The sequence below is a fragment of the Rhodopseudomonas pseudopalustris genome, assembly GCF_900110435.1.
In the GTDB taxonomy this organism is placed as follows: Bacteria; Pseudomonadota; Alphaproteobacteria; order Rhizobiales; family Xanthobacteraceae; genus Rhodopseudomonas; species Rhodopseudomonas pseudopalustris.
On the sequence record NZ_FODT01000001.1, the window covers coordinates 485,699 to 508,341 of the forward strand.

Annotated in this window: 22 protein-coding genes; 7 read left to right on the top strand and 15 right to left on the bottom strand. The window is 66.1% G+C overall.

The window, feature by feature from the left end:
• Positions 1-58 precede the first annotated feature (58 nt).
• A complete protein-coding gene (locus BMY71_RS02290; RefSeq protein ID WP_092681430.1) occupies positions 59-958 on the top strand; it encodes an EamA family transporter in 900 nt (299 codons plus the stop codon).
• Here BMY71_RS02290 and BMY71_RS02295 read toward each other — a convergent pair whose 3' ends face one another.
• From BMY71_RS02295 to BMY71_RS02315, 5 genes are all read right to left on the bottom strand, one after another.
• Positions 959-1,393, bottom strand: a complete 435-nt coding sequence (locus BMY71_RS02295; protein ID WP_092681432.1) for an EamA family transporter — start codon at positions 1,391-1,393, stop codon at positions 959-961.
• Positions 1,394-1,602: 209 nt separating this feature from the next.
• Positions 1,603-2,106, bottom strand: a complete 504-nt coding sequence (locus tag BMY71_RS02300; RefSeq protein WP_011500537.1) for a DUF1178 family protein — start codon at positions 2,104-2,106, stop codon at positions 1,603-1,605.
• Complete coding sequence (locus BMY71_RS02305; RefSeq protein WP_092681434.1) at positions 2,103-2,978, bottom strand: carbon-nitrogen hydrolase family protein; 876 nt, start codon at positions 2,976-2,978, stop codon at positions 2,103-2,105. The genes BMY71_RS02300 and BMY71_RS02305 overlap by 4 nt, the downstream gene beginning before the upstream one ends.
• A complete protein-coding gene (grxC, locus tag BMY71_RS02310) occupies positions 2,975-3,265 on the bottom strand; it encodes a glutaredoxin 3 (RefSeq protein ID WP_011500539.1) in 291 nt (96 codons plus the stop codon). Before grxC ends, BMY71_RS02305 begins: the two co-directional genes overlap by 4 nt.
• Before the next feature lie 50 nt (positions 3,266-3,315).
• Complete coding sequence (locus BMY71_RS02315) at positions 3,316-4,134, bottom strand: ComF family protein (protein ID WP_092681436.1); 819 nt, start codon at positions 4,132-4,134, stop codon at positions 3,316-3,318.
• Positions 4,135-4,245: 111 nt separating this feature from the next.
• Here BMY71_RS02315 and BMY71_RS02320 point away from each other — a divergent pair, with 111 nt between their 5' ends.
• Positions 4,246-4,548, top strand: a complete 303-nt coding sequence (locus BMY71_RS02320; RefSeq protein ID WP_092681438.1) for a hypothetical protein — start codon at positions 4,246-4,248, stop codon at positions 4,546-4,548.
• Between the two features lie 61 nt (positions 4,549-4,609).
• Complete coding sequence (locus BMY71_RS02325) at positions 4,610-5,443, top strand: methyltransferase domain-containing protein (protein ID WP_092681440.1); 834 nt, start codon at positions 4,610-4,612, stop codon at positions 5,441-5,443.
• A gap of 61 nt (positions 5,444-5,504) precedes the next feature.
• Here the strand turns inward: BMY71_RS02325 and BMY71_RS02330 are convergent, their stop codons facing one another.
• The 6 genes from BMY71_RS02330 to BMY71_RS02355 all read right to left on the bottom strand — a co-directional run bounded on the left by BMY71_RS02330 (position 5,505) and on the right by BMY71_RS02355 (position 10,987).
• The gene (locus BMY71_RS02330; RefSeq protein WP_092681442.1) at positions 5,505-5,906 is read right to left on the bottom strand and encodes a (deoxy)nucleoside triphosphate pyrophosphohydrolase; all 402 of its coding nucleotides are present in this window, start codon (positions 5,904-5,906) and stop codon (positions 5,505-5,507) included.
• A gap of 172 nt (positions 5,907-6,078) precedes the next feature.
• Complete coding sequence (gene argJ, locus BMY71_RS02335) at positions 6,079-7,320, bottom strand: bifunctional glutamate N-acetyltransferase/amino-acid acetyltransferase ArgJ (protein ID WP_092681444.1); 1,242 nt, start codon at positions 7,318-7,320, stop codon at positions 6,079-6,081.
• Between the two features lie 269 nt (positions 7,321-7,589).
• The gene (locus BMY71_RS02340) at positions 7,590-8,099 is read right to left on the bottom strand and encodes an OsmC family protein (protein WP_011500545.1); all 510 of its coding nucleotides are present in this window, start codon (positions 8,097-8,099) and stop codon (positions 7,590-7,592) included.
• Positions 8,100-8,157: 58 nt separating this feature from the next.
• Entirely contained in the window at positions 8,158-8,943 is a 786-nt protein-coding gene (locus tag BMY71_RS02345) for an ABC transporter ATP-binding protein (RefSeq protein WP_092681446.1), read from the bottom strand.
• Positions 8,943-9,803: an ABC transporter permease gene (locus BMY71_RS02350; RefSeq protein WP_092681448.1), complete on the bottom strand. Its 861-nt coding sequence runs from the start codon at positions 9,801-9,803 to the stop codon at positions 8,943-8,945. The genes BMY71_RS02345 and BMY71_RS02350 overlap by 1 nt, the downstream gene beginning before the upstream one ends.
• A 197-nt stretch (positions 9,804-10,000) precedes the next feature.
• Entirely contained in the window at positions 10,001-10,987 is a 987-nt protein-coding gene (locus tag BMY71_RS02355; protein ID WP_092681450.1) for an aliphatic sulfonate ABC transporter substrate-binding protein, read from the bottom strand.
• Positions 10,988-11,229: 242 nt separating this feature from the next.
• Here BMY71_RS02355 and BMY71_RS02360 point away from each other — a divergent pair, with 242 nt between their 5' ends.
• Positions 11,230-14,031, top strand: a complete 2,802-nt coding sequence (locus tag BMY71_RS02360; RefSeq protein ID WP_011500549.1) for a [protein-PII] uridylyltransferase — start codon at positions 11,230-11,232, stop codon at positions 14,029-14,031.
• A gap of 139 nt (positions 14,032-14,170) precedes the next feature.
• Positions 14,171-14,728, top strand: coding sequence for a LysE family translocator (locus BMY71_RS02365; protein ID WP_041805064.1), 558 nt, complete (start codon positions 14,171-14,173; stop codon positions 14,726-14,728).
• A 297-nt stretch (positions 14,729-15,025) separates the two neighbouring features.
• Here the strand turns inward: BMY71_RS02365 and BMY71_RS25165 are convergent, their stop codons facing one another.
• From BMY71_RS25165 to BMY71_RS02380, 3 genes are all read right to left on the bottom strand, one after another.
• Positions 15,026-16,861, bottom strand: coding sequence for a GAF domain-containing protein (locus BMY71_RS25165; protein WP_347336019.1), 1,836 nt, complete (start codon positions 16,859-16,861; stop codon positions 15,026-15,028).
• Positions 16,779-19,508, bottom strand: a complete 2,730-nt coding sequence (locus BMY71_RS02375; RefSeq protein WP_092681454.1) for an ATP-binding protein — start codon at positions 19,506-19,508, stop codon at positions 16,779-16,781. The genes BMY71_RS25165 and BMY71_RS02375 overlap by 83 nt, the downstream gene beginning before the upstream one ends.
• 145 nt (positions 19,509-19,653) lie before the next feature.
• Entirely contained in the window at positions 19,654-20,082 is a 429-nt protein-coding gene (locus tag BMY71_RS02380; RefSeq protein WP_092681456.1) for a DUF1330 domain-containing protein, read from the bottom strand.
• Between the two features lie 275 nt (positions 20,083-20,357).
• Here BMY71_RS02380 and BMY71_RS02385 point away from each other — a divergent pair, with 275 nt between their 5' ends.
• Together BMY71_RS02385 and BMY71_RS25170 are read left to right on the top strand one after the other, a co-directional pair.
• Positions 20,358-21,578 (top strand): ABC transporter substrate-binding protein, encoded by a 1,221-nt coding sequence (locus tag BMY71_RS02385; RefSeq protein ID WP_011500554.1) that lies wholly within the window; start codon positions 20,358-20,360, stop codon positions 21,576-21,578.
• 186 nt (positions 21,579-21,764) lie between these two features.
• Complete coding sequence (locus BMY71_RS25170) at positions 21,765-22,202, top strand: hypothetical protein (protein WP_244525959.1); 438 nt, start codon at positions 21,765-21,767, stop codon at positions 22,200-22,202.
• Between the two features lie 144 nt (positions 22,203-22,346).
• Here BMY71_RS25170 and BMY71_RS02395 read toward each other — a convergent pair whose 3' ends face one another.
• A complete protein-coding gene (locus tag BMY71_RS02395) occupies positions 22,347-22,598 on the bottom strand; it encodes a hypothetical protein (protein ID WP_092681458.1) in 252 nt (83 codons plus the stop codon).
• Positions 22,599-22,643: the final 45 nt, after the last annotated feature.

Sequence of the window (22,643 nt, forward strand, 5' to 3'; positions counted from 1 at the left end):
GGTTGACCGCGGCGACCTGTCCGGCCACGGTGCCGCGCCCTCCAGCCCCGATCCGTTCATGCTCAGCCTCGCCTCGCTCTGGATTCCGTTCACGCTCGTCGCCGCGATCGGTCAGGTCGCGCGCAATGCGATGCAGCGTTCGCTGACCGGGCCGCTCGGCACCTGGGGCGCGACCAATATCCGCTTCCTGTTCGGCTTTCCGTTCTCCATCGTGTTCTTCGTGGTGGTGATCGTCGCGACCGGCGACACGGTCGCCTGGCCGGGGCTGGCGTTCTGGCCGTGGCTGCTGCTCGGCGCGCTGTCGCAGATCGCCGCCACCGGGCTGATGCTGGCGGCGATGAACGAGCACTCCTTCGTGGTGACCACCGCCTATCTCAAGACCGAGGCGATCCAGACCGCGATCTTCGGCTTCGTCTTCCTCGGCGACCATCTCGGCGTGCTGAAGGTGGTCGCGATCCTGATCGCCACGATCGGCGTGGTGACCACCGCGCTGCGGCCGGGAGCCGCGCGCAACCTTGCGAGCCTGCGGCCGACGCTGCTCGGGCTGACCGCGGCCGCAGCCTTCGCGCTGTCGGCGGTCGGGTTTCGCGGGGCGATCATCGTGGTGCCGGGGGTGAGCTTCGTCACCGCGGCGACGTTCACATTGGTATTTGCGCTCGGCGTCCAGACGCTGGTGCTGACGATCTATCTGCTGGCGCGCGCGCCGCAGGTTTTGCGCGATATCCTGCAACTGTGGAAGCCGTCGATGCTGGCGGGCTTCACCGGCGCGCTGGCCTCGCAGTTCTGGTTCCTCGCCTTCGCGCTCACCGCCGCCGCCAATGTCCGCACGCTGGCGCTGGTCGAGGTGCTGTTCGCGCAAGCGGTGGCTTACTACTCGTTCAAGCAGCCGCTGTCGGGCCGCGAGCTCGGCGGCATCGCGCTGATCGTGCTCGGCGTCGCGCTGCTGGTCGCGGCCTGATCATTTCACCGCGATGATCACCGCGCCGGCGGCGATCAAGGCGATGCCGAGCCAGTGGACGCCGCTCGGCCGCTCACCGAGAAAGGCGAAAGCGAACAACGCCACCAGCACCACGCTCAGCTTGTCGATCGGCGCGACCAGGCTCGCCGGCCCGAGCTTCAGCGCACGGAAGTAACACAGCCACGACGCGCCGGTGCACAGCCCCGACAACACCAGGAACAGCCAGGTCTTCGCTGTGATCGTCCCGCTCACGGAGAACTGCCCGGTGGCGGACAGCACCATCGCCAGCGCCGCCAGCACCACGACGGTGCGGATAAAGGTTGCGATGTCCGAATTGATATCGGCGACGCCGACCTTGGCGAAGATCGCCGTCAACGCCGCGAACACCGCCGACAGCAGCGCCCAGACTTGCCACGGCCAGATTGTTGCGGACATCACACCACCTTAGTCACCAAGCCACGCGATGATAGAAAGAGTTCGTCATTCCGGGGCGCGAGCGCAAGCTCGCGAGCCCGGAATCCATACTCCGCAGCATCAGCGGTGAGGACCGGTGCGTCGATCACTTCGTCGATATTGATAGCGCAGGGGGTTATGGATTCCGGGCTCGCGCAGCTTCGCTGCGCGCCCCGGAATGACGACAACGATCAATTCCGGTCTTCCGGCAGCACCGGCAGCGGCGCGACTTCGATGCCTTCGTCGATCAGGGCCTTCGCTTCGGCAGGCGAGGCCTCGCCGAAGATCGGACGGTGCTCGATGTCGCCGTAATGCATCTTGCGGGCCTCGTTGGGGAAGCTGTCGCCGACATTGTCGGCGGTCTTGACGATGTAGTCGCGCAGTTCCTTCAGCTTGGTGCGCAGCTCGCGCTCCTGCGCCAGCAACAGCGGCGTGGCGGATTCGGCAACCGGCGACTCCGCCGCTTGCGGTGCGACCGCCGTGCCGGCGGCGACTTCATGCGCCGGCTCCGGCGCGCGGCCACGGCCTTTCTTGCCGACGATCTGCGGCGCCATGATCGCCTTCTCGACCTTGACCGAGTCGCAGGCCGGACAGTTCACCAGCTTGCGCCGGACCTGTGAGTCGTAGGCCGACGAGCTCTGGAACCAGCTCTCGAACGAGTGACCGCATTCGCATCGCAGATTGTAGCGGATCATGTCTGGCCCCGGACCAGATGCAGATGCTCCGGGCCGTGCTTGGCGTCGACCACGGTGAAGCGGCGTCCGTGCTGCAGCGACGGCACCTTGCCGCGCGCTTTCGCAACTGCGGCCGGATCGATCCGCGCCATCACGAAGCCGGGGTCGACGCCGCCTTCGGCCAGCACCACGCCCCACGGATCGACGATCAGCGAGTGGCCATAGGTCTCGCGCTTGTTCTCGTGCAGCCCGCATTGCGCGGCGGCGAACACGAAGCAGCCGTTTTCGATCGCGCGGGCGCGCAGCAGCACATGCCAATGCGCCTCGCCGGTCGGCCGGGTGAAGGCCGCCGGCACGGTGATGAACGACGCGCCGGCTTCGGCCAGAGCGCGGTACAGCGCCGGGAAGCGCACGTCGTAGCAGATCGTCAGCCCGATCCGGCCCCACGGCAGATCGGAGATCACCGCGGATTCGCCGGGCTGGTAGTTCGTCGATTCGCGGTAGCTCTCGCCATTGCCGAGATCGATGTCGAACATGTGGATCTTGTCGTAGCTCGCCAGAACGGCGCCGGACGGATCGATCAGGAACGAACGGTTGACCGCGCGATCCGGCGTCGCGCGCAGCGCCAGCGAGCCGATATGCAGATGAATGTTCAACTCGCGCGCCAGATCGCGATAGGCCTTCAGCGACGCATCGTCGGCTTCATCGGCGAGATGCTCGAACAGCGCCTCGCGGTTGAGCTGCATCATGTTGCTCACCTCGGGTGTGAGCACGTAGTCGGCGCCGGCCGCGGCCGCCTCGCGGATCAGCTTCGTGCCCTGTTCGAGGCTCGGCCCCGGCAACAGCCCGGTGCGCATCTGCACCATCGCGGCATTGAACGGCACCTCGATCATGAGATGGCCTTTTCACCGGCCGCAAGTTCGCCGGCCAGCAGCGCGTCGAGCTTGCCTTCGCGGTCGAGCGCATAGAGGTCGTCGCAGCCGCCGACGTGAAAACTGCCGATGAAGATCTGCGGATAGGTGGCGCCGGGGCCGGCGCGCTCATCCATCTTCACCCGGAAGCCGGGATCGACCGAGACGTCGTACTCGGTGAACGCCGCCTTCTTGCGGTTCAGCAGCGACTTTGCGGCGCCGCAATAGCCGCAGCCGGGGCGCGTGAAGATTTCGATCGCAGCGGACATCGCAGCTCCAAAGGTCAGCAGGGGTCGGCGGTGTTGAAGCAAGACGCGGATTATATGGGAGATTTCAGCGTATCCACAACCCGGGCGAAGACCAGCACATCGACCGATCGGGCCTTGGCCCGGAGCAGCGCGCGGGCGCAGGCGTCGACCGTGGCGCCGGAGGTCAGCACGTCATCGACCAGCACGATCCGCCGGCCCTGCACCTCGGCCTTGCGCTCCGGCGGAACCTTGAACGCACCCTGCACATTGGCGGCGCGCTCCGCCCGCGACAGCCCGATCTGGTGCGCGGTCGGCCGGATTCGCTTCAGCGCCTCGATCGCCAATGGCAGCCCGGCCTGCCTACCGATCGCGCGGGCCAGCGCGCCGGATTGGTTGTAGCGTCGGGAAAACCCGCGCCGCCAATGCAGCGGCACCGGGATCAACAGATCGGCATCTGCGAGCAGCGGCTGGCCGGCATGGGCCATCCAGCGCCCCATGGTCGGCGCGAGATCGACGCGGTCGTGGAATTTCAGCGCGTGCACCAGCGTCTTCGCCACCTCGTCGTAACGCACCGCCGCGCGGGCGCGGGCATAGGCCGGCGGATCGGCGATCGCCTGCATCGACAGGAGACCGGGGCCGGGATCATAGACGAAGGGAATGCCGAGCTTCTCGCAATAAGGCGGCGCGATGAACGACAATTGCGACCAGCATGGCGCGCACAGGCCGTCGCCGGCCACCGGTTCGCGGCAGGCGACGCACAGCGTCGGCAGCGCGACGTCGAGCGCGAGATGCGCGGCGCGCGTCCAGATCCGGCGCACAGCGCCGAACGCCTTGAAAAGGCCGCCGCCGTCCGCTTTCGCACCCGAAGCCGTGATCGCCTCCGCCTGCATTGCGCGAGGCTAGCGCCGCCGCGCGCCGCGTCAAGGAAAACAACCGGGTAGTGTCCGGCGCGCGAATGGCGCAAAAGGACGGCACGCGCCGCACCATGTGAGGAGATCGCCGTGTCCGAGCCAGACGATAAATCCGCCGACTCCATCACCTATGTCGACATCCCGACCGCACCGCACGTCTATTTCGACATCGCTCCGGCGCATGGCGTCATGGCCAATGGCGTCGAGATCGAGCTCGCCGCGCGGACGCTGAATCCGCTGGCGGACGGCACCGTCGAGGTGAAATTCGTCACCACCGCGCGGCTGCGCTGCAGCCAGGCCGGCGCGTTGCATCTGCGCAACGCGCTCGACGCGGTGCTGAAAATGATCGAGGCCGCGCAGCAAAGCCCCGCTGCGGCGTCGAAGCTGAACTGATCATGGCGGCGATGCGGGCACGGCGGTTGCCGGGCACCGGCCTGATCATGGGCTGACGCGCATGACCGACGCCGCGCCTCTGTTGTTCGATCGCAGCCTGCTCGCGGCCCGGCTCGCGCGCGCCCGCGCGCTCGGGCCTGCGAGCTTCCTGCTCGACCGCGTCGCCGACGAGATGGGCGAGCGGCTGCACGCGGTGCTGCGCGATTTCAACGCGGTCGCCGACATCTGGACGCCGGGCGATGCGCTCCCGGCGGAGCGCTTTCCCGGCATCACCCGCGTCGCGATCGATCGCTCCGGCGACGAAGCCTTGCGACTTCCGCCCGGCTCGCTCGATCTCGCGGTGTCGGCGCTGGCGCTGCAATTCGCCAATGACCTGCCCGGCGTGCTGGCGCAGATCCGCCGCGCGCTGAAGCCCGACGGACTTTTGCTGGCGGCGCTGACCGGCGGCGATACGCTGACCGAGTTGCGTCAGGCCTTCGCCGCCGCCGAGGCCGAGATCGAGGGCGGGGTGTCGCCGCGCGTCGCGCCGACCGCGGATTTGCGCGATCTCGGCGCGCTGTTGCAACGCGCCGGCTTCGCGCTGCCGGTCACCGATATCGACCGCGTGGTGGTGCGCTACGATCACGCGTTTGCGCTGATGCAGGATCTGCGGCGGATGGGCGCCACCAATGTGCTGGTGGAGCGTCGCCGCACGCCGCTGCGCCGCGCGACGCTGCTGCGGATGGCCGCCATCTACGCCGAGCGCTTCGCCGACCCCGACGGCCGCATCCGCGCGACCTTCGAGATCGTCTGGCTGTCCGGATGGTCCCCGCATGAAAGCCAGCAACAGCCGCTGAAGCCCGGCTCGGCGAAAACGAGTCTGGAGCAGGCGGTGAGGGGAAATCAGCCCAAGTAACAAGTGCAGCGTCATGCTTCGAAGCTCGCCCTGCGGGCGAGCACCTCGGCATGACGACGAACTACATCAGCAACTCGATCAACGGCGGGATCAGCGGGATATCCGCTGGCGGCATCGGGTAGTCGCGCAGCTTGTTGGGCCGCACCCACGCCAGTTCCTGCCCCTCGCGCGGCATCACCAGGCCGTCCCAGCGCCGGCAGACATAGAGCGGCATCAGCAGGTGAAAGTCCTCGTAAGCATGGCTCGCGAAAGTCAGCGGCGCCAGGCAGGCTTCCTTCACGGTGATGCCGAGTTCCTCGTCCAGCTCGCGGATCAACGCCCCCTCCGGCCGCTCGCCCGGATCGAGCTTGCCGCCGGGAAACTCCCACAACCCGCCGAGCTGCTTGTGCTTCGGCCGCTGCGCGATCAGCACGCGATTGTCGGCGTCGATCAGCGCCACCGCAACGACGAGGAGGAGTTTCATACAGCGCCCCGCGTCAGCAGCACATTGCCCGCACATTTTTCGGCGTCATGCCCAGCGAAAGCGGGGCACCCAGGAGTCCAGAGCGCCAGTGATAGATCGCGAGCGCCACAGCGTACTGGGTCGCCCGCTTTCGCGGGCGATGACGGCCTACAAAGATGCAGCGCCGCGCCCTTCACGACCGATAGTCGCCGTTGATCTCGACGTAAGCCTTGGTGAGGTCGCAGGTCAGCACGCGATCCCGCCCCTTGCCGAGGCCGAGGCTGACCTTGATCTGGATTTCCGGCTTCTTCATCGCGGCCGAGACTTCGGCCTCGTTGTAGGACGGATCGCGCGCGCCGCTCTTCGCCACGCGGATGCCGTTGAACGCAATCGAAAGCTTGTCGCGATCGGCCGGCTCGCCGGCCTTGCCGACCGCCATCACCACGCGGCCCCAATTGGCGTCCTCGCCGGCGATCGCGGTCTTGACCAGCGGCGAATTGGCGATCGACATCGCGATCTTGCGCGCCGACGCCTGCGAGGTCGCGCCGTCGACGATGATCTCGACCAGCTTGCGGGCGCCCTCGCCGTCGCGCGCGACCTGCTCGGCGAGATCGGCCAGCACCGCATTGAACGCCTTGACGAACGCCTTCAGCCGCGGGTCGGACGCCCGCGAAATCTTCGGCGCGCCGGCCTTGGCGGCGGCGCCGGTGGCGAACGCCAGCAGCGTGTCCGAGGTCGAGGTGTCGCCGTCGATCGTCACCGCGTTGAACGTATCGGCGACCCCGGCCTTCAGCAGCGCCTGCAGGCAGGACGCCGACAACGGCGCGTCGGTGAAGACAAAGGACAGCATCGTCGCCATGTCGGGCGCGATCATGCCGGCGCCCTTGGCCATGCCGTTGATGGTGACCTTGGTCTTGCCGATCTTCACGGTGGCGGTCGCCACCTTGGGGAAGGTGTCGGTGGTCATGATCGCACGGGCCGCGTCCATCCAGCCGCCCGGCTGCGCGGTCTCGGCGAGCTTGCCCAGCACGCCGTCGAACTTCGTCGCGTCGAGCGGCTCGCCGATCACGCCGGTGGAGGCGAGGAACACTTCGGCCGGCTTGCAGCCGATCGCCTTGGACGCGATCGACGCCGTCAGCGTCGTCGCCTGCCGGCCGGTTTTTCCGGTGAACGCGTTGGCGTTGCCGGAATTGACCACCAGCACGCGGGCGCTGCCGCCCTTGAGCTTGTCGCGGCACCATTCGACCGGCGCCGACGGACATTTCGACTTGGTGAACACGCCGGCGACCGCCGTGCCGGGATCGAGCGCGACCAGCAACACATCGGTGCGGCCCTTGTAGCGGATGCCGGCCGCCGCGGTGGCGAGGCGAACGCCGGCGAGGTCCGGCAGCGTGGGAACGTTGGTCGGCGCGAGCGGGGAGACGGAAGAGGACATCGGGGCGCTTTCGGCAGGTTTCGCAACTCCCTCGACGCGGGAGCATCACCCCTCTCTCACAAGCGCATGGCAATGAGAAGAAGAATTCGGATCGAGGTCACTACATCACCACGAGTCGTCCCCGCGCAGGCGGGGACCCGTAACCCCTGGCCTACCAGGTGTTGCGAGACTTCTGCCACGGCGGCCCAATCGCGACGCTGCGGCGTATGGGTCCCCGCCTGCGCGGGGACGACGTGAGGAATAGTTACGCGTCTGAATGCGACCCGCGCTCAGACCCGTTCGAGCGATACCGACACTTTGGGGCCGTTCTTGATGGTCTGGTACACCACGCAATAACGCTCGGTGAGCTTCAGCAGCAGATCGAGCTTGTCCTGCGGCGCGTCGGTGCCGACGTCGAAGCGGAGACGAATCTCGCGGAAGCCGACCGGCGTTTCCTTGTCGATGCCGAGCGTGCCGCGGAAATCGAGGTCGCCCTCGGCCACCACGTCGCCGCGCGTCAGCGGCACCTCGATCGCGGTCGCGACCGATTTCAGCGTCACGCCGGCGCAGGCGACCAGCGCCTCGAGCAGCATGTCGCCCGAACACAGTTCGAGCCCGGAGCCGCCCGTCGCCGGATGCAGGCCGGCGGTCGCCAGCGCCCGCCCGGTCTCGACCTTGCAGGTGAGGCCGTCGCTGTCGACCGAGCCCTTGGCCGTCAGCGTGATCAGGGCTGCGTCCGGATCGGACTTGTAGCGTTCCTTGATCGGCGCCTGGGTGGCGCGCAGGGTGGCGGCGTCCATGGTGTTCTCTCCCTTGGGTTTCTTGTGGTCGGAATTTACGGACAGAGCGGCGGCGCTGTCACCACCACATCGCGTCGCCGACGTTCACTTTCGCCTCCGACCCCGGCGGCGCAAGGTCCAGCGAACGGTCGAGTGAGCTGTAGACCCGGTGCCTGAGGGTCTCGAACAGCGGCGAATTGCGGTCGCGCGGCCGCGCCAGATCGACCGCGATCTCCTCGAACAGCCGCCCCGGTCGGGGCCGCATCACCAGAACCCGGTCGGCCAGCACCACCGCCTCCTCGACGTCATGGGTGACCAGGATCAGCGTCGGCCGCGTATCGGCCCAGAGGTCGAGCAGATGGTCCTGCAGATCGCGGCGGGTGAAGGCGTCGAGCGCCGAGAACGGCTCGTCGAGCAGCAGCACTTCCGGCTGCGGCACCAGCGCGCGCACGATCGCGACCCGCTGCGCCTGCCCGCCGGAGAGTTCGCGCGGCCACGCTTTGGCCTTGTCGGACAGCCCGACCCGCGACAGCGCCGCCGCAACGCGACCCGCTCGCTGCCGCCGCGGCACGCCGTCGAGGCCGAAGCCGATATTGTCGGCAACGCTGAGCCAGGGCAGCAGCCGCGGCTCCTGGAAGATGATGCCGATCTTGGGATGCGGCGCCGCAATGGTCTCGCCGTCCAGCGTGATCGCGCCGGCGCTGGCGCGATCGAGCCCGGCGATCGCGCGGAGCAGCGTGGACTTGCCGCAACCGGAGCCGCCGATGATGGCGATGATCTCACCGAGCTGGATTTGCGCCGAGAACCGCTCGAGCGCGTGCACGCCGTTGGGATAGGTCTTGTCGAGGCCATCGAGCACCAGCATCAGGCCTCTCCCTCGTGCCGCCCGAACGCGTCCTGCCAGCGCAGCAGCGGCGCGCTGGCGATCTCGATCAGCCAGTCCGTGGTCTTGCCGAGCAGCGCGAAGATCACGATGGCGGCGACGATCTGCGCCGGCTTGCCGAGTTGCTGGCCGTCGATCAGCAGGAAGCCGAGGCCTTCCGACGCCCCCATGAATTCGGCGGCGACGACGAACATCCAGCCGAGCCCGAGCCCGACCCGCAGCGCCACCACATAGGCCGGCAGCACCGCCGGCAGCAGGATGCGCCGGATCATCGCCGGACCGGAGAGACGAAACGCGCGTCCGACCTCGACGATCTTGCGATCGACCGAGCGGATCGCGCCCATCACCCCGAGATACACCGGGAAGAACACGCCGACCGCGATCAGCGCCACTTTCGACGTCTCGAAAATGCCGAGCCAGAGAATGAACAACGGCACCCAGGCGATCGACGGGATCGCCCGCAGCGCCTGCACCGTCGGGTCGAGCAACTGCCGCGCCAGCCCCCAATAGCCCGAGACCGCGCCGAGCACGGTGCCGGCCAGCACGCCGAGCCCGAAGCCGCTGGCGACGCGGCCGACGGTGGCAACGATGTGCCGGGAAAGCTCGCCGCTTTTGGCCAGTTCCGCGATGGTCGCGAACACTTTCGACGGCGGCGGCACCAGCCGACCGTTCGAATAGCCGAAATGAACCAACAGCTCCCAGCCGAGCGCGATCGTCAGGGGTAGCAGCAGGCCCAGCAGCGGCCCACGCCAGCGCGGTGCACGGCGAGGCGCCCGCGCCCCATCGGCCGGTTCGATCGCATCAGAGCGCTGCAGCGCCGGAGTTTCGAGCGTCATGGCCATCGTGAGAAACGGTTCTCGCAGGGAATGGAAAGCCGGGACCACCCTCCCCTGAAAGGGGAGGGTCGGCGGCAGCCCGCACAGCGGGATGCGCGGCGGGGTGGGGTGGGGTGGCGAAGAGCTCATCCGCAGTGCCCGCGGCTCACCCCACCCCGCTCGCGACGCGAGCGACCCTCCCCCTCCAGGGGAGGGGCAGAGACTTAGTTGGTCGGCAGCGGGACCTGGTCGTCGATCAGTTGATCGAGCGTCGCCTTCACATCGACCGACGACTGAATCACCCCGGCCTGCTGCAGCGCCAGGCCCGCGGCCAGGATCGAGTCGCGCTGCGGCGCGCCGATCCGGCTATGGGTCAGCTCGGTGCGTTCCTTGAGCTGTTTGTCGACCACTGCTTCCGGCAGCTTGGTGACGCCGATGAATGCCTTCTTCACCTCGTCAGTGTTGGCGACCGCGTACTTGCGCGCGTCCTCGTAGACCGCGAGCACGCGGCGGACCAGATCGGGATTGTCCTTGAGGAACTGCTCCCGGACATTGAGGATGCCCCAGGTGTTGGCTTCAGGCTTGCGGAAGAACAGCTTCGCGCCCTCCTCGACTTCGGCCTGCGCCATCATCGGATCGAGACCGGCCCAGGCGTCGACGTCGCCGCGGATCAGCGCGGCCTTGCCGTCAGCGTGCTGCAACAGCACCGGCGTGATGTCGTTCTGACTGAGCCCGGCGTCGAGCAGCGCGCGCACCAGGAAGATGTGCGGATCGGTGCCGCGCGTCACCGCGACGCGCTTGCCCTTGAGGTCGGCGACCGAGGCGATCTTGGAATCCTTGGCCGTCACCAGCGCGGTCCATTCCGGCCGCGAATAGACATAGACCGACTTGATCGGATTGCCGTTGATCCGGGCGACCAGAGCCGCCGAACCGGCGGTGGAGCCGAAATCGATCGAGCCGGCATTGAGGAATTCCAGCGCCTTGTTGGAGCCGGCCGACTGCACCCAGACGACGCTGATGCCGTCCTTGGCGAATTCCTTTTCGAGCAGGCCCTGCTGCTTCAGAACGATCGAGACCGGATTATAGGTCGCCCAATCGATCCGGATTTCCTTCGGCTTGTCGGCCGCCGACGCCACGACAGGCAGGACGCCCGGCAGAAACGCGGCGGCGGCGATCAGCGCCGTGATGGCGCGCCGTGAGATGTTCGACATGGGTCCCCTCTCCCTTGGTAGAATTGCTGGCGCCGGCAGGCACAACGGCGCGGCCTTGCTGATCGCGTCAAAACATATATCTTTTCAATTAGTTAGAGTGTAGCGTCAACGAGAAAGAAGTTCTCGATTCGGGCGCGGCGCGGGAACGGCCTTTCCCGCGAGCGGTATAATTCAGCATGGAGCTACTGACTCCCAAACTTGTTCCGTGACAGCGCAGGCGCCGTCCGATATCCGGAGTCCTCATGGACAAAGTTGCGACACCTCCTCACCGGCCAGCCGGCGACGAACGGTTCGATACCCAGCGGATCACCGCCGAGATCGCGGTGCTGGCCGCGCAGCATGGCGGCAACGACCAGGCGTTCCGCAACGCGCTCGCGCAACTGATGAAGGCCGAGCTCGCCAAAGCGCGCGCCGAGGCCGAGGCGCAGTTGCTGCGCGATCGGCATGGCCGGCGCTGCGCCGAGCGGCTGTGCTTCGTGAAGGACGAGATCATCCGCCTGCTGTTCATGGCGGCGACGAAGTATTTGTATAATTCGCCGACGCCGTCGAGTTCGGAGCGGATGTCGGTGGTGGCGACCGGCGGCTACGGCCGCGGACTGATGGCGCCGGAATCCGACATCGATCTGCTGTTCATCCTACCCTACAAGCAGACCGCCTGGGGCGAGCAGGTCGCCGAGGTGGTGCTGTACTCGCTGTGGGACATCGGGCTGAAGGTCGGCCACGCCACCCGCTCGGTCGATGAATGCATCCGGCAGGCGCGGGCCGACATGACGATCCGCACCGCAATCCTCGAAACCCGCTTCCTCACCGGCGACAAGGCGCTGTACGCCGAGTTGGTCGAACGCTTCGACAAGGAAGTGGTCGAGGGTACCGCCGCCGAATTCGTCACCGCCAAGCTCGCCGAGCGCGAGGAGCGCCATCGCCGTTCCGGCCAGTCGCGCTATCTGGTCGAGCCCAACGTCAAGGACGGCAAAGGGGGCTTACGCGATCTGCACACGCTGTTCTGGATCGCGAAGTACGTCTATCGCGTGCGCGAGACCAGTGAACTGCTCGAACGCGGCGTGTTCGATGCGATCGAATTCCGCACCTTCCGCCGTTGCGAGGATTTTCTCTGGTCGGTGCGCTGCAATCTGCACTTCCTGACCCGGCGCGCCGAAGAGCGACTGTCGTTCGACCTGCAGCGCGAGATCGGCGTGCGGCTCGGCTACACCTCGCATCCGGGGATGCAGGATGTCGAGCGCTTCATGAAGCACTACTTCCTGATCGCCAAGGAAGTCGGCAATCTGACCGCGATCCTGTGCGCCAAGCTCGAGGACCAGCAGGCCAAGCCGGCGCCGGCGCTGTCGCGGATGATGGCGCGGCTGCGGCCGGGCGCGACACGCCGCCGCGTGCCGGAAAGCGACGATTTCGTCATCGACAACAATCGGATCAATCTCGCGGCGCCGGACGTGTTCAAGCACGACCCGGTCAATCTGATCCGGATCTTCCGGCTGGCGCAGAAGAACAGCCTCGCCTTCCACCCCGACGCGATGCGGACGGTGACGCGGTCGCTCGCGCTGATCAACGCGCAGCTCCGCGACGATCCGGAAGCCAACCGGCTGTTCATCGAGATCCTGACCTCCGACAATTCCGAGCCGGTGCTGCGGCGGATGAACGAGACCGGCGTGCTCGGCCGTTTCATCCGCGCCTTCGGCCGCATCGTCTCGATGATGCAGTTCAACATGTACCACAGCTACACGGTGGACGAGCATCTGCTCCGCTGCGTCGGCAATCTTCAGGAGATCGAGCGCGGCGGCAATGACGAGTTCATGCTCTCCTCCGACCTGACCCGCAGGATCCGCCCCGACCATCGCGCGGTGCTGTATGTCGCGGTGCTGCTGCACGACATCGCCAAGGGCCAGCCCGAGGATCACTCCACCGCCGGCGCCAAGGTAGCGCGGCGGCTGTGTCCACGCTTCGGCTTCAACGCCGCCGACACCGAGCTGATCGCCTGGCTGATCGAAAAGCATCTGGTGATGTCGACGGTGGCGCAGTCGCGCGATCTGTCGGATCGCAAGACGATCGAGAATTTCGCTGCCGTGGTCGAATCGGTCGAGCAGATGAAGCTGCTGACCATCCTCACCACCGCCGACATCCGCGGCGTCGGCCCCGGCGTCTGGAACGGCTGGAAGGCGCAGCTGCTGCGCACGCTGTATTACGAGACCGAGCCGGTGCTGACCGGCGGCTTTTCAGAGGTCAACCGCGCCGAGCGCATCCGCGCCGCGCAGGCGGAGTTCCGCGCCGCCTTCACCGAATGGCCGGAAGCCGAACTCGACGCCTATGTGGCGCGACACTACCCGGCCTATTGGCTCAAGGTCGAGCTGGCGCGCAAGCTGCGCCACGCCCGCTTCCTGCGCGCCTCCGAACAGGCCGGCAACAAGCTCGCGGTCAATGTCGGCTTCGACGAGGCACGCGGCGTCACCGAACTGACCATTCTGGCGGTCGACCATCCCTGGTTGCTGTCGATCATCGCCGGCGCCTGCGCCTCGGCCGGCGCCAACATCGTCGACGCCCAGATCTACACCACCACCGACGGCCGGGCGCTCGACACCATTTCGATCCGCCGCGAATACGATCGCGACGAGGACGAAGGCCGGCGAGCTACGCGGATCGGCGAGATCATCGAGGAGGTGCTGGAGGGCAAGCTGCGGCTCCCCGAGGCGGTCGCCCGCCGCGCCACCAGCAGCAAGACCAAGCTTCGCGCTTTCGTGGTCGAACCCGAAATCTCGATCAACAACAATTGGTCGGACCGCTACACCGTGATCGAGGTGTCCGGCCTCGACCGCCCCGGCCTGTTGTATCAGCTCACCACCGCGATCTCGAAGCTGAACCTCAACATCGCCTCGGCGCATGTCGCGACCTTCGGCGAGCGCGCCCGCGACGTGTTCTACGTCACAGACCTGCTCGGCGCCCAGATCACCGCGCCGACCAGGCAGGCCGCGATCAAGCGCGCTTTGGTGCATCTGCTCGCCAACGGCGACGCCGAACAGAAGCCGGCGGCGTGACGGCGCGTCCGCGGAACATCTCGACAGGCTGCGACGGACGACGCGGCCCGATCCTCCCGGTCGGCGGTGCGACAGGATCGACGCTCAATTCCTTGACCTCGATCAACTGCGCCTCGCCGACCCGCTGGTGACTACGCAAATGTCCTACGAAGCCTTCGTTCTCACATCGCTGCTGATCCTGCTGACCCCCGGCCCGACCAACACTCTTCTGGCTGCGTCGGGCGCGGCGATGGGCGTTCGCAAAGCGCTGTGGCTGGCGCTGGCCGAGGCGCTCGGCTACAGCATCGCGATCAGCCTGTTCGTCGCAGCGGCCGGTGCGCTCGAGGACGTGCCGATCGCACTGCCGCTGCTCAAGGCCGTGGCCGCAGGCTGGCTGTTGTTCTCGGCCGTGCAGCTCTGGACCCGACCAGCGACGCCCGATCGCGCGGATCAGCGCGGCGCCTTTTCGCGCGTCTGCGTGACGACGATGCTGAACCCGAAGGCGATGCTGGTCGGCACGGTGATCATCCCGGACGTGACGATCGGGCAAGCGCAAGCCGTGCTCACCTTCGTCGTTCTGTCGAGCGTCGCCGGCGCAGGCTGGATCGTCTCCGGCGCGGCGCTGCCGGCCGGCTTGCGGCGATACTCCTTCAAAAGCGCGGCCGTGATCATCGCGGCGTTCAGCTTCGCCGCGGCGGCGAGCGCCGTGCAGGGTTGAAGCCTCGAGCGGCCCGCGGTTCAGGGTGTCGACGATCTCCGTGGCGCGATAAGGCTTGCCGAAGAAGACACCGCCGCTCGGGATGCTGACGTCGGCCGAGGCGACCTGACCCGACACCAGTCGGCCGCCCGGCATCGACGGAATGGCGCTGGCCGCCATGTGCGAGAGCGATGGCCTCCGATCGCGATCATCTTGCGCCAGCGTTTTCGGGCGAAGCGGGCACCGGTTCACGTGACGAAAACGCGTCAGAACAAGAATGAGGGCTCCGGTTCTGATTCGATCAGAACCGGAGAAGTTCTAGGCCTGCAGCTCGGCGAGCGAGGCCGTGAACTCGACCTCCAGGCCTGAGCGATGATAGTTGAGAGCAGCGTCGCCGGTGCCGGACAGCCCCATGCCCAGAAGCCTGGAGCCGAAACCGCGGCGGGAGGGCGGGTCGATCCGGGGGCCGCCGGTTTCGTTCCAACGGAGGCGAAACCCGGCGTCTCCATCGGTCGTCTCGACCCGCCAGGCAATCTGCACCCGGCCCAATTCGTTCGAGAGTGCGCCGTATTTCACCGCGTTGGTCGTCAGTTCGTGGAGCAGCAGCGCGAGCGACAGCGCCGCCCGCGATCCCAACGTCACCTGCTCGCCCGAAATATCGAAACGTCCGACTTCGTTGAATGTGCAGATCGCGGCATCGACGATGTTGCGGACCTGCGCGGACCTCCAGTCCTGCTGCAGCAACACGTCATGCGCCATACTCAAGGCGAGCAGCCGGTCCGAAAAGGCCTTGACCGGCGCTTTGTCGGGAACTGACTTCAAGGTCTGCGACGCGACCGCCTGCACCAGCGCCATGGTGTTCTTCATGCGATGGCTGAGTTCGCTGTTGAGAATGCGTTGCTGCGCCTCGGCTCGAAGCCGGGACACGCCCATCTCGATCCGGTCTGCGATGTTTCGCAAATACGTCAGTGTTTCGGGCGACCAGGACCGCGGCTGCCTGGCGTGGACGATCAGCATCGCCACGGCGCGACCATGTTCGACGACCGGGATGTTGACCAGCGCCCGGATATCGAGCCTGAGCAGCGCCTCGGTGTGACCGGCCGTGGCAGGATCGGTCGTGACGTCGGTGACCACGAGGGCCTGCCCGTTCAGCACGCCCCGCAATAGGTTCGGGCCGTAATCGGCCAGGCGATGCCGACCGGCGGCGGACACGACGCCGTCGGCCGTCCAGTCGGGCTCGACCTCGACATACTCGCCGGCCTCGTCGAACCGGCCGAACGCCGCGCGCGAGACCCCGAGCGTTTCACCGACGACCGCGGCGGCGGCGCGCGTCATTTCACTGACGCTGGTCGCATCGCGAAGCCGGTCGCCGATCTCCAGAAGACCGTTGCGGCGTATCTCGGCTTCCTTCTGTTCGGTCAGCAGCGCGTCACGTTGCGCGACAGCGTGGCGGAGCTCGAGTTGCGCGACGACCTGACGGCCGAGATTGCGCAAGGCGCTGGTTTGCGCCGCCGTCAGTCCGCCCGGCCGGGCCTTGGTATCGATCGCGCAAAGGCTGCCGAGCACATGACCATCCGCCGTTCGCAGCGGCGCTCCCGCGTAAAACCTGATGAAGGGCTGGCCCGTCACCAACGGATTGTATTTGGTGCGCTCATCGATCGTGAGGTCGGGCACCACCAGCAGATCGGGCTCGATCAGCGCATGGGCGCACACCGAGCTGTTGAGATCGGTCTGGCACGCGTCGAATCCCACGCGCGCCTTGAACCATTGCCGGTCGTCGGTCACGAAGCTGACCAGGGCGACGGGGGTTTCGCAAATCAGCGTCGTCAACTCGACAACGTCGTCGAAGCCCCGTTCGGGCGGCGTATCGAGAATGCCGAAGCGGGATAAAGCCGCCAGCCTCTCGCGGTCGAACGTATAGTCTGGCGGTTGCAACTGAGCTCCAAAGTCGACTGACGTCAGACTTTTACCTGATCCCGAGGCCGAACAAGAAGAACTATCCGGACCGCCATCGGCCAAATCGGCGACCGAGGGACCCGCGAGGAAGCGGCGACGCCCGGGTTCCAGCGTACTACGTCGGCGACGATGGCGCCTTGCCGTCCAGCGCCAGCCGCAACATTCGCGCCAGTTCGGCTCGCCGATAGGGTTTTTCAAGGAACGGCGTCCCGTCCTCGTGGCCCCCTTGCAGCCTGAGCATGTTCCCGGTGTAGCCCGAGGTGAGCAGGACCTTGAGGTCCGGCCGATACTTGCGCAATTCGTCGGCAAGCTGGTAGCCATTGATGCTGCCCGCCAGCATCACGTCGGTGAATAGCAGATCGAATTCGAGCTCGTCATAGACCATCGCCATCGCCTGCGCAGCCGTGGCGGCGGCATGAACGGTATAGCCGAGCGCGGCGAGATCGGTCACCACATAGCTACGCACCAGAACATCGTCTTCGATCAGCAGAATCGATTCGTGACCGCCTTGCGCCTGTTGCGGCGCCGCGGCGTCACCCGGACTGTTCTTCGGATCAGCGCTGGGCAGATAGAGCCTGATCGTGGTGCCGACGCCTTCTTCGCTGTAGATCGCGATGTGACCGCCGGACTGTTTGACGAAGCCGTAGACCATGCTGAGGCCGAGCCCGGTGCCTTCGCCGAGCGCCTTGGTGGTGAAGAACGGCTCGAACACCCGATCACGGATCGCCGCCGGAATGCCGGTTCCGGTGTCGGTGACCATCAGCACCACGTAGCGGCCGGCAGCAACCTCGTCGTTGTGGTCGGCATAGGCCTGGTCGAGGTCGATATTGCCCGCCTCCAGCAGCAGTTTGCCGCCGCCCGGCATCGCGTCGCGGGCATTGATCGCGAGATTGATCAGCGCGCCGGAGAGTTGCGACGGGTCGGCCAGCGCCGACCGCAGACCGGGCGTCGGCTCGAACGCGATCTCGATATGGGAGCCGAAGGTCGCGCGCAGCAGCCGGGCGGTTTCGTGCATCAGCGCGTTGACGTCGATGCTGCGCGGCTGCAACGGTTGCTTGCGCGCGAACGACAGCAGCCCGTTGGTCAGATCGCTGGCGCGCGACACCGCCTGATCGACCATCACGGCGACGTCCTTGAGCGCGGGCCGATCGCTCACGCCCTCGGCGAGGATCTCGATGCCGCCGGTCAGCACGGTGAGGATGTTGTTGAGATCGTGCGCGACGCCGCCGGTCAGCTGACCGATCGCCTGCATTTTTTGCGCCTGGCGAAGTTGCCGCTCGGTTTCCTTCAACGCCGTGACGTTACGATAGACCACCACGGCGCCGTCGAACGCGCCGCTGGCGGTTTCGATCGGCCGGCCGCTGGCGGCGAGATGCACCAGTTGCGAATGGCCGACACGACGTAGCACCACGTCGAGGTTGTCGAAGCTCTCACCGCGCCGGGCGCGAGCGGACGGCGTCTCGTCGTCCGGAATCGGCGTCACGCCGTCCGGCCGGAGACCTTGGTAGTGTTGTCGCCAACGCTCCGAGCCGATCTCGGCGATATCGCCGAACAGGGCGAAGAAGGTCGGATTGGCGAACACCCGCCGGCCTTCGGCGTCCAGCATCAATACTGCATCGGCCATGCTGGCGACGATCTTGTCGAGCGCCTCCGACTTGGCGCGCAGCGCCGTGGTGGTGGTGTCGATCTCGGCGGCCATGTGCTCGAACGCGGCGGCGAGCGTCTTGGTCTCGCCGCCCAGCCCGCGCGGCATGGCGACGCGTCCGGTGCTGGCGAAATCATCGACCGCGGCGGTAATCTGCACCAACGGCTTGGCGAGCGAGCGCGACAGCAGCGCCGACAGCAGCACCGCCACCCCCGCAGCAAACAGCGCGACGGTCACAACGGTCTGTCGCAGCGCGGTTGCCGGCGCGATGATGCGCTCGAAGGCCTCGGTCTCGATCACGCCGACGCGCAGTCTGCCGACCAGCGGCGCGATCGCGATCGCGGCGGCGACCCGCGCGCCATCGGGCGCGGTCAGAACCGTGGCGGCGCCAGGCTTGTCGCCCAGCGCCTTCGCCAGATCGGGATAGTCGTCCTGCCACTGGCCGCGTGGTCTCGACGGAATCACCCGACCGTCGAGCAGATCGAGCAGATAGGGACCGCCGGCATCGACAAAGTAAGCCTTGGTGTTGTTGTCGGGCGAGGCCCGAATCCGCTCGAAGGTCGGCCGCAGATCGAAATCGAGCACGAGCATGCCGAATGGTTCGCCCTCGGGCATCCGCAGCGGCGTTGCGATCGAGACCATCGGCGCCAGATCGTCGTCGCCGGAGTTACCGGGCCCGGCGTGAATCGGCGAGGTGTAGACCTCTCCCTCGGACAGCGCGATGGTCCGGTCGAACAGTTCCTGGCCGACCCGCTCGAGCTTGTCATCCGGCACGACCCGGATGTCGCCGCCGGGACCGCTGCGATCGACGCGAAGCAATTCGCGACCACCGTCGGCGCTGACCAGGCTGAACCTTACGATGTCGGATTTCACGCTCATCTGGCCGAGATAGGCGTCGCCAAGACGGCGGAGCCATCTCGCCTCGGTGAGATCGTCCTGTGGATCGAGGCCGCCGTTGATGCGGGCACGGACGAGGCCTTGATGAGGCGGGAACGTCCGCGCCGCGAGGATTTCGAGTTGCAGCAGCCGGAGGATGCCGTCGAAAGCTCCGAGCCGCGCCTCGGCCCGGTCAGCCAGACGCGTGAGCCCGGCCGGCACCACCGCACGACCGACATTGTAGTAGGTCAGAATGCCGACCGCTGCGACCGCGCACAGCACCAGCGTCGTCATCACCAAGGTCAGACGCATCGACAAACGCATGCGTCGCATCTCCCGCCGATTGAAGCTTAATCGGCATGTCGCAGACTAACCGACAGCCGCACCGCGCGCTACCGAATCAAGCCGCGATAGCCGATGGTTCGGCCCCGTCGCGGCAAGCGGATTGCGCGCCTGCCGCGTTTCGAAATCACTCCGGAATCTGGCCGAAGCCCTCGCCCACCGGAATCGGTTTCAGCCGGATCAGCCGGGAATCCTCGACTGCGGCCTGGCGATGCTTGACCGCCTCGCGATATACCGGATCGCGGATCATCTCGACGAAGGCCGACACGCCCGGATATTCCGCGATGAAGACGTGGTCCCACCTCTCCTGCTGGGGACCGATCAGCATCAGTTCGAACGCGCCCTGCCAGACCACCCTGCCGCCCAGGCGCGAGAACACCGGCAGCGAGTCACGTCCATAGGCCGCATAGGCTTCCGCGCCGGTCGCCTCGCGGCCATCGGGATAGCTGGCGCGCGGCTTCAACCGCACCAGATTGAGCATATGGATCGGGCCGTCGCGATCATTCTCGCGAAACTGCGCGAATAATTCCTTGGTCGGATCGATATGCCCGGTCATTCCCCGCCCCTTGTGTTCTGTTCGGTGTTGCCTGTGCCACTATCACGCAACCGGCGCAGTGTCTTCAATCGGAAGTCCGTAGTGAACGCCACTGCCGAAACCTTCGTCGCACGGCTCTTCGCCAATCTTGCATGAGCATGGTTGCACTGCACGCGCGGGTCGAAGTGCGAACGATATGCACGGCGCCATTGCCAGAGCTCAGGCGCTGATCCACACTCCCTGCTAACGGCGGCTCGCAGAAGACCGCCGGTCACGAGCTAGGGAGTCAACCATCGATGAAGAGCCTGTATCGGGCCGCAGCCGCGGCTGTAGCTGCAATCGCTCTCACAGCCGCGCCCGCCGCGGCACAGAAGAAATACGACACCGGCGCCACCGACACCGAAATCAAGATCGGCCAGACCGTGCCGTTCTCCGGTCCCGCTTCGGCCTATGCCGGTATCGGCAAAACCCAGGCCGCCTATATGCGGATGATCAACGATTCCGGCGGAATCAATGGCCGCAAGATCAACCTCATTCAATATGACGACGCCTATTCGCCGCCCAAGGCGGTCGAGCAGGTGCGCAAGCTGGTCGAAGGCGACGAGGTTCTGCTGACCTTCCAGATCATCGGGACGCCGTCGAACGCCGCGGTGCAGAAATATCTCAACGGCAAGAAGGTGCCGCAGCTGCTCGCCTCGACCGGCGCGACCCGCTTCACCGATCCGAAGAGTTTTCCCTGGACGATGGGCTACAACCCGAACTACCAGACCGAAGCCCGGATCTATGCGCGCTACATCCTTAAGAACCACCCCAATGCCAAGATCGGCATCATGTACCAGAACGACGACCTGGGGCGTGATTACCTCGCCGGGCTGAAGGCGGGACTCGGCGACAAGGCCGCCGCGATGATCGTGGCGGAGACCTCCTACGAACTGTCCGACCCGACCGTCGACTCGCAGATCGTCAAGCTCAAGGCCGCCGGCGTCGACCTCTTCTTCAACGCCTCGACGCCGAAATTCGCCGCGCAGGCGATCAAGAAGGTCGCCGATCTCGACTGGCGGCCGATCCACATTCTCGACATCAACGCGAGCCCGGTGTCCTCGACGCTGAAACCGGCGGGCCTCGACATCTCCAAGGGCATCATCAGCGTCAACTACGGCAAGGACCCGGCCGACCCGCAATGGAAGGACGATCCCGGCGTCGCGAAATATCTCGCCTTCATGGACAAGTACTATCCGGAGGGTGACAAGATGTCGACGATCAACACCTACGGCTACTCGACCGCGCAATTGCTGGTCACCATCCTGAAGCAATGCGGCGACGACCTCACCCGCGACAACGTCATGAAACAGGCGGCGAATCTCAAGAACGTGACCGGCGACCTGTCGCTGCCCGGCATGGTGATCAACACCTCGCCGACCGATTATCGCATCAACAAGCAGCTTCAGATGATGAAGTTCAACGGCGAGCGCTGGGAGCTGTTCGGCCAGATCATCGAAGACGACCAAGCGATGTAAATCACGCTCATCGACATTGAACCGGTTCCCGGGCGACAAGCGCCATTGAAAGCTGCGCGCCCGGGAATTCCACTGCGTTCGCGACCTGCCGGACGCCGATCGAAGCAAAAGCCTAGTCGGCTCCGGCGCGCGAGACTTCTCATCTGATTCGCAACTAATCGCTCGCGCGGCGGATCGAGCCTGGCGTTGCGCCGTCTCATCGGGATGCACCTGGTAGTTTGCACAGGCTGTCGCGAGGACGTCGCGCAACTAATCGGTAACCAGATCGGCAGTGTTGATCGTTGGTTCGAGCAACGCGCGCGTCACTTCGTTCAAAACGCGACAGACAGACTGCAACGAATCGGAGTCGAATGGCGAGGTGGCGAATATGACCGGATGCGCGTGACGTCGGGAGCGCCGCAGCGCGGCGAGAGCACGATGAGAACAGAATCCAATCGCTATTTCACCATCGAGCAGCTCGAAGAGCTCGCAGTTGCGAAATACATCGAGGCAGCGCTGATGCCCGAGGGCGGCGAGCGCGAGGAACTGCTGCAGGAGGCCAAGCGCTTCGCCAGCCGCGCAAGGATGAAAAGCTGGCTGATGGGCGAAATCGGCATCACCCCGCCCCGCCGCGAATATCACTGAGTCCGGACTTTGGCGGTTTCGAGCCGATAGCGGTTTCGAGCGAAGCGGATACCGGTTCGCGTCGAGAAAACGCGTCGAAACATCAGGTTAGATCTTCGGTTCCAATTCAATCACACCCGGAAGCCTGCCAGCTTCGTCCCGGCGTCAGTCCCACGGGAACGCACTGACTTCGCGCTGCAGCCTGTCCATTGCGATCATCACCGCGGCGCCGGCGAATTCGCGGCTGGCTTGGCCGGGATCGACCGAGGCAACCTTCCAGTTGGCGCCGTTATTGTCCTCGTCCGGCTCGCAGGGGCGGATGCGGATGGCCTCGACCTTGCCGCAATGACGCTGCTGACGGACGTCCTGAAGCAACAGGGCCTCGATCTCCTCGGCGGTCTTCTGCATCCGGTTCATTGGCGGCTCTCGTTGTTGGCAAGTTTGCCGGCGATCTATCGCAGG